The 13,004-nt window shown below is 32.0% G+C and carries 11 protein-coding genes; 2 read left to right on the top strand and 9 right to left on the bottom strand.

Annotated features, from left to right (window positions below; all coding sequences use genetic code 11):
- Positions 1 to 81 precede the first annotated feature (81 nt).
- Complete coding sequence (locus ABXT06_RS16485; protein WP_354591715.1) at positions 82 to 894, top strand: UbiA prenyltransferase family protein; 813 nt, start codon at positions 82 to 84, stop codon at positions 892 to 894.
- 63 nt (positions 895 to 957) lie between these two features.
- Here the strand turns inward: ABXT06_RS16485 and ABXT06_RS16480 are convergent, their stop codons facing one another.
- From ABXT06_RS16480 to ABXT06_RS16455, 6 genes are all read right to left on the bottom strand, one after another.
- Positions 958 to 4,542 (bottom strand): DUF7619 domain-containing protein, encoded by a 3,585-nt coding sequence (locus ABXT06_RS16480; protein ID WP_354591714.1) that lies wholly within the window; start codon positions 4,540 to 4,542, stop codon positions 958 to 960.
- A 111-nt stretch (positions 4,543 to 4,653) separates the two neighbouring features.
- The gene (locus ABXT06_RS16475) at positions 4,654 to 5,106 is read right to left on the bottom strand and encodes an SRPBCC family protein (RefSeq protein WP_354591713.1); all 453 of its coding nucleotides are present in this window, start codon (positions 5,104 to 5,106) and stop codon (positions 4,654 to 4,656) included.
- A 5-nt stretch (positions 5,107 to 5,111) separates the two neighbouring features.
- The gene (locus tag ABXT06_RS16470) at positions 5,112 to 5,507 is read right to left on the bottom strand and encodes a hypothetical protein (RefSeq protein ID WP_354591712.1); all 396 of its coding nucleotides are present in this window, start codon (positions 5,505 to 5,507) and stop codon (positions 5,112 to 5,114) included.
- On the bottom strand, positions 5,504 to 6,415 hold the full coding sequence (locus ABXT06_RS16465; RefSeq protein WP_354591711.1) for a TIGR01777 family oxidoreductase: 912 nt from the start codon (positions 6,413 to 6,415) through the stop codon (positions 5,504 to 5,506). Before ABXT06_RS16465 ends, ABXT06_RS16470 begins: the two co-directional genes overlap by 4 nt.
- A gap of 61 nt (positions 6,416 to 6,476) precedes the next feature.
- Positions 6,477 to 7,214: a YqjF family protein gene (locus tag ABXT06_RS16460; protein ID WP_354591710.1), complete on the bottom strand. Its 738-nt coding sequence runs from the start codon at positions 7,212 to 7,214 to the stop codon at positions 6,477 to 6,479.
- 61 nt (positions 7,215 to 7,275) lie between these two features.
- Positions 7,276 to 7,779: a GbsR/MarR family transcriptional regulator gene (locus tag ABXT06_RS16455; RefSeq protein ID WP_354591709.1), complete on the bottom strand. Its 504-nt coding sequence runs from the start codon at positions 7,777 to 7,779 to the stop codon at positions 7,276 to 7,278.
- Positions 7,780 to 7,917: 138 nt separating this feature from the next.
- On the opposite strand from ABXT06_RS16455, the gene ABXT06_RS16450 reads away from it, so the two are divergent.
- Complete coding sequence (locus tag ABXT06_RS16450) at positions 7,918 to 9,180, top strand: cation:proton antiporter (RefSeq protein WP_354591708.1); 1,263 nt, start codon at positions 7,918 to 7,920, stop codon at positions 9,178 to 9,180.
- 98 nt (positions 9,181 to 9,278) lie between these two features.
- Here the strand turns inward: ABXT06_RS16450 and ABXT06_RS16445 are convergent, their stop codons facing one another.
- The 3 genes from ABXT06_RS16445 to purE all read right to left on the bottom strand — a co-directional run bounded on the left by ABXT06_RS16445 (position 9,279) and on the right by purE (position 12,711).
- Positions 9,279 to 9,938: a SanA/YdcF family protein gene (locus ABXT06_RS16445; RefSeq protein WP_354591707.1), complete on the bottom strand. Its 660-nt coding sequence runs from the start codon at positions 9,936 to 9,938 to the stop codon at positions 9,279 to 9,281.
- Positions 9,939 to 10,094: 156 nt separating this feature from the next.
- Positions 10,095 to 12,122, bottom strand: coding sequence for a M3 family metallopeptidase (locus ABXT06_RS16440; RefSeq protein ID WP_354591706.1), 2,028 nt, complete (start codon positions 12,120 to 12,122; stop codon positions 10,095 to 10,097).
- A 103-nt stretch (positions 12,123 to 12,225) separates the two neighbouring features.
- Entirely contained in the window at positions 12,226 to 12,711 is a 486-nt protein-coding gene (gene purE / locus ABXT06_RS16435) for a 5-(carboxyamino)imidazole ribonucleotide mutase (protein WP_354591705.1), read from the bottom strand.
- Positions 12,712 to 13,004: the final 293 nt, after the last annotated feature.

Genomic DNA, 13,004 nt, shown 5'->3' with positions numbered 1-13,004 from the left:
TTAATAGGTATTTTTAACTTCATTTTTTATCAAATTTCTAATCAAAGACTTGATTTGTTAATAAAATATTAGATTTGAGGTATGATAGTATCAAAACGCTTCTTAGATTTTTACCTGAATAGCAGTATTCATGTGGCTTTATCATGTTATGCACTTGTGCGAATAACGTTTCATGTGTTTCATATTCAATATGATGAGCCGATGGCACTTTTTGTTTTTTTTGGAACAATTGTAGGATATAATTTCGTAAAATATGATGCGCTGGTTCGCGTAAAGAAAAATCCGATTGGAACTCAGTTAAAAATTATCGCTGTTTTAAGTTTTATTTCGGTCGTTTTAGTCGGATATTATTTTTTCCATTTAAAAAGAATTACGCAAATAGTCTCTGTCGGAATTTTTGCCATAACTGCACTTTATACTTTACCTTTTTTTCCAAATAGAAAAAATGCCAGAAACTGGGCAGGCGTAAAAATTTATATTGTCGCACTTTGTTGGGTTGGAGCAACTTTAGTTTTGCCATTAATAAATGCTGAAATTCCGTTTACGACAGATTTCTTTATCAAATGTATTCAGCGTTTTATACTGGTTTTTGTACTGATTCTAGTTTTTGAAATTTTAGATTTGGCCAATGACGATCCGCATCTTCAAACCGTTCCTCAGACAATAGGAGTAAAGAAAACCAAGCTTTTAGGATTTCTATTGTTGATTCCGTTTTGGTTTTTAGAAGTTTTTATTTCAACATTCAATTATCATGATGCCGTAATAAATTTGATTATGGTCGTCATGCTGATGTTGTTTATTGCTTTTGCCAATCCAAATCGTTCCAAATATTATACTTCCTTTTGGGTAGAAAGTGTTCCGATTTTTTGGTGGCTGATGGTGGTTCTGCTATAAAAGTAAAAACCGATGAATTAACATCGGTTTTTACTTAAGTACAATATGTAAGTTTTTTTATTGTTACTTCTTAATGAATTTAGAATTAAAAGTGCCTTTTTCAGAATTTATTTTTATAAAATAAGACCCAGATGCTAAGTTTGAAACATCAATTGAAGAAAGATTTTTGAAGTTTGGATAGGCTATTATCAATTGGCCTAATACATTATAAATGTTTAGGGAATTAATTTTATTGTCATTTGGTTGATTTATAAATAAAATACCTTCCGTTGGATTAGGATATGTTGTAAAGATGTTATCAGTTAAAAAATCTGGATTGCTCAAATTTGCTTCAATCTTTGTAGTGGCTGTATTTGTAACAATTGCTGAATTATAATCAAAATAAATACTGGACGAGTTACTAAATTCATCTCCAGGTTTTAAGTTAGATTTAGTTCGGATTTTAAACGAAACATATCCATCATTATTAGCATCATCAAATGGTAAATTGATACCTTCAAACAAAAATTCAACTTTATTTCCTTCAGAAATTTTTGTAGTGAACAAATGGCTTCCTGCTTCGGCAATTAAGGAAGATATATCAAATTTACTTGTATCTATAATATCGCGGACGGTAATGTTTTGCGCTTTGTAAGTTCCTGAATTTTCAAAACGAATGACATAATGAATATATTCCCCAATTTTTGAAGATTGAATTGACGCTCCCTGCAAGCAGGTTTTATCGTTTGGATCAAGTGAGTTTACAACTATTTGGTCAAAATTAAATATATTATCTGTTGGTGTATCATCTGTTAGAGAGGATAAGATTTCTGCGCTATATTTTAAAACAGTTCCAGAATCTGCTGGTGGCGTATCTGTGGGTTTGTTTATGCGAATGCTTAGAGATATTTCTCCACTTTGAAAAGGAAGCATATTGCTAAAATTCCATTTTAAGGTATTTGTAGTTTTGCTTGATACTGCAGGAGTTGTTGATACTATAGTTAACAGAGTATTATCAAAGGTTAGGTTAACGGATCCAGACTGAAGTTGATTTCCTTTGTTTTTGTAGAGTATTTTATATTTAGATGTAAAACCTGGTATAGCAGCATTTATAGGGATTAAAATAATTTCTAAATCAGGATGCACACCATTTGGCGCTATACAGAAATTAGAAATTGCAGGACTTAATTGTGAAGGAAAATCGACATTTACATTTTGTGGACTGATATTAAAATAAGTAGGATTTTCTAATTTAGGAGTAAAGGTATGTTTACCTGAAGGCAGCGAAATGGCATAATCTCCACTTTTATTAGCAATTAGCTCTGTGTTTACAGCACCTGAAGCAATATTCAGCTTTAAATTAGGAAATACTGTGTCATTTGCATCACATCCATTATTGTTGGAATCAAATTTATTTTGGCCACTTACTAGAAAAGCATCTCCTCCTAAAAGTTTTACAGATCCATTACACCATGCACCATTATAATTGGTAAACGATCCCGCTACAAGAATTTTTCCGTCTGGTTCAATAAAAATAGTTTCAACAGGACCATTAAAACCAGTACCTGTGTTAAAAGCTTGATCTACAGATCCATCTACATTTAGTCGTATTAGACCTTTAACACCGTTAACATTATAAATATTAAAGGTACCAGCACATAAAATTTTTCCATCTGATTGAATGGCAAATGAATTTCTTATACTAGTTTCAAATTCTAATGAATTAAATGAGGGGTCAATAGTTCCGTCGCTATTTATTCTTTTTATTTTATTGTTATGAGGGACTATTATTTTTCCATTTGGCAATAAAGCAAATTTTGAAGAATAACCAGGGTAAGGTTCAGGATTAAATGAAGTATCCAATGTTCCATCACTATTTAGTCGTACTAACCCAAATACATTCATTAATATTTTTCCATCTGTCTTCACTTCAATTTGATATGCCGCATTGCCATCATTATTACTGTAATTAAAAGATGAGTCTAAAGTTCCGTTAGAGTTTAAACGAATTATTTTACCATTAACAGGTGTTCCTTTAAAAGAATCAAAATAACCCCCTATTAATATTTTACCGTCAGGTTGTAATGCTACTGAGTGTACCTCGGGTTCTCCATATTTATATGTAAAACTTTGACCAATATTAAAAGATGTGTCAATTGTATAATCGCTATTTAATCTAATCAATCCATCTGCTAAAACATCATTATATTTATCAAAATATCCGACTACTATAATTTTTCCATCTTTTTGTACAACACCGTCTAAACAAGAACTAGCTTTCACTTGTCCTGACCATCCTGTTGGCTTATTGTCGAATCCCGAAAATAAATTTGCATTTAATGAAAGTTTCCCGTCTGTATCTATCGTTTTTATGCCTCTATGGTATGGTGATCTGGATTCTCCAATAATATTATATTTACCATCTAATCCTTTAATTATTTTTTGAGGATCAATAGCAGTGCTTTTATCGTGATGTAATAAAGTACCGTTTTTGTCTAATTCAAAAAAAGTACCAACGGTATAAGTATTGTATACTAATGGCACATATTGGTTTGGATTGGAGATATCAGATGCACAAACAAATATATTTCCATTTGGACGGAGACTAATTGAATTTATGCCCACATTTGTTCCTGTTCCTGTTACAAAGGTATTATCTATACTTCCATCACTATTTAAGCGGATTAAATTTCTCGAAGGAGCTCCGTTGTAAGGAGGAAATACACCTCCGACCAATATTTTTTTATCAGGTTGTTCTATTACGAAGGTAACTTTACCACCAGTGCAAGATCCTTCATATTGACCAACTAATTCCGGACAAACAAAAGAACTATCAAAAGACCCATCAGGATTTAATCTGGCTAAACGATTTACAGAAATAGTTGAAGGGGCATATTTTCCGCCATAGGTCCAAAATTGTCCTCCTATTAATATTTTTCCGTCAGATTGAAGAGCCATAGTAGCGATAGAACAATCAAAAGTATAATTTTCATTTTTAAAAGTAGAGTCGAAGCGACCTGTGGGATCTAGTTTGTTTATTGTTAAACCTAGTCCTCCTCCCGCAAAGTAAAAACTTCCATCACTTTTAGGGACATAAGCATAAAGTGTATTTGAAAAACTGCCATTGTTTAAAAACGTAGAATCATAGTCTCCATTTGCAGTCAATCGCCATAAGGAGCGGTCATAAATTGCATATATTTTATCGTTTGCATCAACTTGAATCTTACTGATAATGCCAATATTTATTTTTTTAAAAGTATTATCCAAACTTCCGTCTGCATTAAGTCTAATGATCGAAGATGCCAATTCGTTACCATCCAGAGAATTGAGGTTTCCTGCGATAAGTATTTTTCCTGTAGATTGTTTTGCGATTGAATAAATTGTTCCGGTTAACCTTGTTCCTAGTTTGAAAGTATTGTCATAAGATAAATCAGGATTAAGCCTGATTATACTTCCTGTTTTATTAAATGAACCATTGGTTAAAAAATATCCAGTAAAGTTTCCTATGATTATAGCTTTTCCATCTGGTAATGTTACACCATCTTTAACATTGCCATTTAAGAAAAGGTTATGGTTTGCATAGTCATAAGTTATGTCGATATCTGCGGGGTTCTGAGAATAAATAGTTGGAAATAAAAGTAATAAAATTAATGAGTAGAGTTGTTTCATAAACTTATAATTATAGTTTTTGGTATGTAAATGTATAGAAAAACTAGATATTTTAATTCAATGAATTGTTTTTTTTAACAAGGGTATTTTTCTAAAAATAAATAAGGTAAATTACATTTTTTCGACAACCTCTTTCAGGATTTTATTTCTTTCTAAAAGGAAATTAGTCAAATGTTTTTCCAAAAACAAAATATCAAAAAGTTTTCCGAATATCCCAAACGGTGTTTCATATTGCAATTTGTCTTTCATGATTGTAGTTTCATTTTCCTCTTCAAAAAAATGTTCATGTTTAAACAATTTGAATTTGCCTTTTTCTATTTCATCTACAAAATAGTCATAAAGATTCATTGCGCTAATTCGGCTTTTGTGAGTAAGATAAAATCCGAAATGTTTGCCACGCCAAGTTACTGTTTCGTTTAAATTGATTAACCCAGATGTTACACCAGCAATTGCTTTTTCTTTTGATGGATTTGCCGATTGTTGGTGAATTTCGATATTTCTTGAAGTATCAAAAACGATTTGTTTTGGTGCGTTTATTTTAGTTATGAGATTTATTGTTGTCATGACCGTTATTTTACTTTTTCAAAATTTAAATTAAAAAAGATACCAGTTACTAGAGAAGATAGTGAATATGCGACTGCAAAATCTAACCACATATTTCCTATTACAAGATACATGGTAATGAAAATCCCTGCAATAGATATTGAAATTAGAATTCCTTTCGCATACAAATTTGAAATTTGTTTTTGAAATAAAATACGATATGCAAAAGCATAGAAAATATATGTAGGAGTAGAGAAAATTAAGCTTATCAATAGTGTAATTGGATAAAGTTCCAAAAGTCCCATTGTTTGATGAGGGTTTGGGTATAAATAATACAATATTTGTGAAATGAGAGGAGCTAACAATAAGGTAAAAATTGAATGTTTAAACAAATAACTCCAATCTACATTTTGTGTTTTCATTTGTGTAATAAATCTTTAAAAGCATTATTAATATCATTAAACTTAAATCGAAAACCATTTTCTAAAAGTCGTTTCGGAATTACATTTCGGCTTTTTAAAACCAATTCGGTTTCAGTGCGAATAAAAAATGATCCAATTTCCAAAAAGAATTTATTCATCGGAATTCCAAAAGGAAAACCAACGGCTTTTCTAAGTTTATGCATAAAATAAGCATTCTGAATTGGTTCTGGAGAAACTACATTTATAACTCCAGTAATTTCTTTTTGAATAATAAAATCAACTGCATCGGCAAAATCATCTTCGTGAATCCAACTTACAAACTGATTGCCGCTTCCTTGTTTTCCTCCAAATCCAATTTTCACCAAATTCTTTAACGGAATAAAAGCACCTCCATTTTTCCCTAAAACAATTGAAGTTCGAAGAGCCGTTTTTATTGTCTTTGGAGTTTCGGTTTTAAAGAATGCTTTTTCCCAAGATAAAGCGACATTTATAGAAAAGTCATTTCCAATTTCGCCATCAACTTCATCCATTTGTTTGTCTAAAGAAAAACGATAAATTGTTGAGGTTGATGAATTCAACCAATGTTTCGGAGGATTTTTGCAATTCAAAACCGCTTTGTTTAGAATTTTTGTACTGTCAATTCGAGACCAAAGAATCTCTCTTTTATTCTTTTTCGTATAACGACAATCAACCGATTTTCCGGCAAGATTAATTAAAACTGTTGCGTTTTCTAATTCTTTTTCCCATCCAGAAAAAGTTTTTGCATTCCAGTTTACATATTTAATTCCGCCAATTGTCTGAGATTTTCCTCGTGTCAGAATTATAATTTCGCCAAATTTATCTTTGAAATGATTTACTAAAACTTGTCCGAGAAAACCTGTTCCGGCTGCGATTATGAGTTTGTTCATTTTAGTCAATTTTTTGAAATTATTGTATTGATTAATAATTATTCGAATTTTGCATTCAGGTTTAGTAAATTTCTTCCATAACAGGAAGTATCTGCAATTTCCTTTTGTTCTTCACTGTAATTTTTGAACCTTGAGCTAAGAAAACAGAGGTTGGCTTTTGAGTTTGAAGAAATCCAAAATCACTTCCATAATTTTTTTCGAAATCAATATCAATTCGATGATTTAAAACCTCAAATTGTTCCCATCTCGGATGTGTCACTTCATATTCAAAAGTCGTTTCTTCATCAATTTTCGTATATCCAAAATAATGTTCTGTGATGAATTCAGCTTCAGAGTCAATTTCGATTTTGCTTAAATCTTTTTTGGTTGCAATTTCAATCGTGTTCCATTCTTTGCCATTCTTCCATTGATAAATGAAAGTATTGTTATTTTTATTTTCAATGATTTCATGTTTCATTTTTTGAGTCTCATAATGCTCCTGATACAAAGTATTGGCAATAAAAGTGATGGCTTTTTTGGGAACAATTTCTTTAATGAAAACTACTCCGCGTTTCCATTCGTCGTTTTCAAAACGTTTTACATAAAATCTCAGATTCACTTCTTCAAAATCGACATGAAATGGAACTTTTAATCCTAAAACTTTGGTGTTTTTAAACATAAACCCAACTAAGCTCACATAGCATTTGTTGTTCCAAATATCAATCTCAGTTCCTGCAGGAAGATGTTTTTCTAAAATTTCAGCATTGATTTCATAATTGAAAAGTGCTAAGTTTTGCCATTCTGCTTTTAAGAAGTTCATGTTAATCGTTTTTTAAAGTTTTAAACTTTCAGAAAAAAATGAAAGTTTGGGTTAAATTTTTTTATTTCATTATTTTCATAACCAGTTTCCCTAACCAGTTATCATTGAATTCAGTCATTTTGTCCAACATATTATCTGCTTTTAAAACAAAGTCATATAGTTTAGTCGTCTGATCCACAAAATGTTTTTCCTCTGCCGAATCTTTTGCTTTGATTGTCGAAACTTCTTTTAAGATTTTAAGAGTAGGTTTAATTTCTCTTTTGCTTCTTTCTCTGGAAATTTTAACTGCCAATTCGTCTAAATCTTTTTCAGCTGTGAAAAATTCTTTTCTTTCTCCTGCTTTGTATTCTTTATAAACAATTCCCCAATCCATTAAACTTCTTAAGTTCATGCTCGCATTTCCACGGGAAATCTGCAATTCTTCCATAATGTCTTCCATAGAAACAGGTTCGTTCGAAACCATTAATAAAGCGTGAATCTGTGCCATCGTTTTATTAATTCCCCATTGAGAACCTAACGCTCCCCAAGTTTGTACAAACTTATTTTTTGCTTCTTTGAATTCCATGAGTCAAATGTAAGTAAAAGTTTTTAAACTTTCAAAAATAATTGAAACATATTTAACAAATAATAAAGTTATGTTAATTCAACGCGCGAAATTTTCGATTAAATAATGATGCAGCTATTTTTGTAAAAATCACATTTTATGGAATTATACTACACATTTTCGGTGCTAATTGTATTGGCATCATTCTTCGCCTATTTGAATTTAAGATTTTTAAAACTTCCAGGAACCATCGGAATCATGATTATTGCTATGTTGGTTTCAGTTGGAATTCGACTTTTGGGAGATTCTTATTTTCCTGCAACGACAAAACACTTTTTCGATTTGATAAAAGAATTTGATTTCAACGAAATCCTGATGGGAGCGATGTTGAACTTTCTTTTATTCGCTGGAGCTTTACACGTAAACATGTTTGACCTTAAAGAACAAAAAGTTCCTATCATGATTTATTCGACAGTAAGTGTCGTGTTATCTGCCCTAATTATTTCTGTTCTGCTTTATTACATAGCACCGCTTCTCGGAATAACTATTCCTTATATATTTTGTTTGGTTTTCGGGACATTAATTTCTCCAACCGATCCAATCGTGGTTTTAGGAGTTTTAAAAGAAGCCAAAGTTCCTAAAAGAATAGAAACTAAAATTGTTGGTGAATCATTGTTTAATGATGGAGTTGCAGTTGTAATGTTTGCGGTTGTTCTTAAAATGGCAACCGATCCAACATTTGATGCTACTTTTAGTTCAATTAGTTGGTTGTTTATCAAAGAAGGAATTGGCGGGCTTTTATTAGGAGCAGTTTTCGGATTTACAGCGTCTAAGGTGATGAAGAAAATTGACGATTATAAAGTTTCTGTTCTTATAACACTTTCTATTGTAATGGGAGGATTTTTAATTGCCCAAAGTTTACACGTTTCTAGTCCGCTTGCAATGGTAGTGGCTGGATTGATTATTGGAAATTATGGCAAAAAAGTAGCAATGAGTGAAGTAACTAAAGACTATTTAGGGAAGTTCTGGGAACTTATAGATGAGATTTTGAATGCTATTTTGTTCTTATTTATTGGTTTTGAATTGTTATTGCTTCCAGATTTAAACAAACAATTGCTTACAGGATTCGTTGCAATTTTTATAGTGCTTTTTTCAAGATTAACATCGATTGTTTTGCCATGGAAATTCTTTGATATATTCAAGTTTTTCGGAATCAAATCGGCTTACAACAAAGGTTCATTAATGGTTTTGGTTTGGGGCGGAATTCGCGGTGGAGTTTCTATTGCATTAGTGCTTTCTATGCCTGAAAGCGAATATAAAAACCTGCTTTTGGAAGTAACTTATATTGTAGTTTTATTTTCTATTGTTGTTCAAGGACTGACAGTTGGGAAATTAGCTAATAGGGTTTTGGAGAAAGAGTAAAGATTTAGAAATATAGAAGAACAAAGAAACAAGACTTATGTTCTTTGTCATTAAATTTTTAATTAAAAACCCTGCAAGTTCTTTGCAGGGTTTTGTTTTTATCGTTTATCTTCTTTAGAATAATTGGATTCTCCATTAATATTAATTTCTTCGCCTAAAAAACGAGGTTCTCGATTTCTTAATACATCAAAAAAAGATTTAAAAATAGAACCATATTCTCTAAAGCGAACATAATTATATCCTAAATATTCTCCTTTATTGGCAGAATATCCAGAAGATTTAATGCCAAGTTTTTGTCCAATATAAATCGCGCGATTTAAATGATATTCCTGCGAAATTAAAGTTGCTTTTTTAATTTTGAAAATGTGTTTTGCACGATACATTGTCGAGTAAGTATCAAAACCTGCATAATCAATGAAGATTTTTGTGGTGTCAACGCCATGATTATAACAGTAGTTTTTCATTACTGTTAACTCATCATATTCGTCACGGCCGTTATCTCCAGAAAGAAGAATTTTATTGATGCGTTTTGCTTTCCAAAGCATAATTCCAGCATCCAAGCGATCTTTTAAATATTTGCTTGGCTGATTTCCATTAATTCCTGCGCCAAAAATAATTCCGACATCATTTTTAGGGAACTTTTTTATGGAATAATAAATGTTCTTTTTGGTCGAAGATTTCACGTAATAATTTACCGAAACAATGACAATCAATCCGATAATGGCAAGATAAAGTGCTATTTTAAAATATTTTTTCACGGCTTGTATTTGTAAGATTAAGATTTAAAATACGAAGATAAGTAAATTTATTTCTAAGAAAAATCAAATAAAAAAAACCGAAGCAACAAAGCTTCGGTTTCAAAATTCGGTTCTCTAAAAAGCTTAGCAACTTAGAACCTTAGTATCTTAGAATCTTTACAATAATCCTGCTCTTTTCAGCAAAGCTTCAGGTTTTGGTTCTTGTCCTCTAAAACGTTTGTATAAAGTCATTGGATGTTCTGTTCCTCCTTTTGAAAGTACATTGTCTTTGAATTTTTTCGCAATTTCTTCGTTAAAGATTCCGTTTTCTTGGAAATATTCAAAAGCATCTGCATCCAGAACTTCCGCCCATTTGTAGCTGTAATATCCAGAAGAATATCCACCTTGGAAAATATGTGAGAACGCCGTACTCATTGCATTTTCTTTTACATCCGGATACAATTGTGTGTTGGCAAATTGTTCAGTTTCGAAAGTTTTTAAATCGGTAATAGAAGTTGGATCTTGACCATGCCAAGCCATATCTAATAATCCGAAACTTAATTGACGTAATGTTGCTAAACCTTCTTGGAAACTTGCGCTTTCTTTAATTTTCTGAACATATTCAATCGGAATAATTTCTCCTGTTTCGTAATGATTCGCAAACAAAGCCAAAGCTTCCGGCTCGTAACACCAGTTCTCCATAATCTGACTTGGCAATTCTACGAAATCCCAGTAAACAGAAGTTCCAGATAAACTTGGGTAAAATGTGTTTGCTAGCATTCCGTGTAAACCGTGTCCGAATTCGTGGAATAAAGTTGTTACTTCATTAAAAGTTAATAACGAAGGTTTTGTTTCGGTTGGTTTTGTAAAGTTGCAAACGTTAGAAATATGTGGTCTTTCGTTTACGCCGTCTTTTACATATTGTGATTTGAATGACGTCATCCATGCACCATTTCTTTTTCCTTTTCTTGGGAAGAAATCAGCGTAGAAAATAGAAACTAAATTGCCATCATTATCTTTTACTTCGTAAGTTGTAACTTCTTCGTGGTATTTATCGATATCAAAAACTTCGGTAAAAGTTAAACCGTATAATTTTTTGGCAACTGTAAATGCACCGTCTAAAACTTTTTCTAACTGAAAATAAGGTTTCAGTTTTTCATCATCTAAATTAAAAAGCTGTTGTTTTAATTTTTCAGAATAATAAGCTCCGTCCCATTTTTCCAATTGTTCGATTCCGTCCAGTTCTTTCGCGAAAGCGGTTAATTCTGCAAATTCTTTTTGAGCCGCTGGTTTAGCTTTTGCCAATAAATCGTTTAAAAAAGAAAAAACTTTCTCCGGACTTTCGGCCATTCTTTCTTCCAAAACAAAATGTGCGTGCGTTTTATAACCTAATAAATTGGCTCTTTCGTGACGAAGTTTGGCAATTTTCAGGACGTTTTCTTCATTGTTGAATTCGTTTTTTTGGAAACCTTTTGCACCAAAAGCAATTGCCATTTTTTTACGCAATTCACGATTATCAGCATAAGTCAAGAACGGAACATAACTTGGATGATCTAATGTGAAAATCCATCCTTCTCTTTCCTGATTTTTGGCTAATAATCTTGCTGCTTCGATTGTTCCTTCTGGTAAACCTGATAAATCTTTCTCATCAGTTAAATGCAATTCGAAGTTATTAGTTTCTGCCAAAACATTTTCGCCAAATTGTAAACTCAATTTCGATAATTCTTTGTCGATTTCTCTTAATTGGTTTTTCTTGTCTTCTGGAAGATTGGCTCCGTTTCTTGAAAAACTTTTGTATTTTTTGTCTAATAATGTAGTTTGTTCTGGATTCAGATTCAAACTTTCTTTTTGATCATAAACTGCTTTTACTCGTGCAAATAATTTTGCATTCAAACGAATGTCATTTCCAAATTCTGAAAGCCAAGGCGAAACTTCCTGAGCAATTTTCTGCATTTCGTCATTCGTCTCAGCCGAATTCAAATTGAAGAAAACACTAGAAAGACGATCCAAAATATCGCCCGAATAATCCATCGCAACAATTGTGTTTTCAAAAGTTGGCGCTTCTGGATTATTTACAATCGCATCAATTTCGGCTTTAGCCAAAGCAATTCCTTTCTGAAAAGCAGGAACATAATCTTCGATTTTAATTTGCGAAAATGGTGCTGTATTATGTTTGGTGTTGAAATATTGTGTTAATACGCTCATAAGTAGAGTTTTTTTAAAGTAGTCAGTGGTCAGTTTTTTAGTGTTCAGTTCTCATAAAGATAACGACTGAACACTAAAAAACTGACCACTGATCACTATTAATTTATTTTTTAAGACCTTCAGCCGCTTTATTAACCGCCGCTTTCAATTCTTCTTTATAAGAAATAATAGTATCTAAAACTTTTTTATCGTGGCTTCCGATAATTTGCGTGGCTAAAATTCCAGCATTTTTTGCTCCGTTTAAAGCTACAGTTGCAACAGGAACGCCGCCTGGCATTTGTAGAATTGATAAAACAGAATCCCAACCATCAATAGAATTACTTGATTTTACAGGAACTCCAATTACTGGAAGCGGAGACATTGAAGCCACCATTCCAGGTAAATGTGCCGCACCGCCAGCTCCAGCAATAATTACCGAAATCCCGCGATTGTGTGCATTTTTGCTGAAATCAAATAATTTCTCTGGCGTTCTGTGTGCCGAAACGATATCTACTTCAACTTCTACATTAAATTGTTTTAATATGTCGATTGCATCCTGCATAACTGGCATGTCTGAGATGCTTCCCATTATAATAGCTACTTTGCTCATGTTTTTTGTTGTATTTGTTTACTTCGTCTGTTCGGCTAAAGCCTCGGGTCAGGTTTAAAGTTTCAAGTTTTGTTGAGACTGAAAACTGTCATTATTTTAAATTTCCCTATTTATAGGATTTTTTTAATCTGTTTTTAATTACGTTACCCAAAAAATAAATTACAAGTAAAATAATTGTAACTGTAATGAAATTTATAATCAAAAATTCTAGATAAAAATAGTCGCTAACGTAACATTCCGCATCAACTCTTCTAAATGCCTGAAATGGAAAACCTATAGAAAAACCTCTGCCA

The sequence above is a fragment of the Flavobacterium sp. UW10123 genome, assembly GCF_040538975.1.
GTDB lineage: Bacteria > Bacteroidota > Bacteroidia > Flavobacteriales > Flavobacteriaceae > Flavobacterium.
Note: the sequence above shows the minus strand (reverse complement) of the source record. Positions and strands in the feature narration are given on the sequence as shown.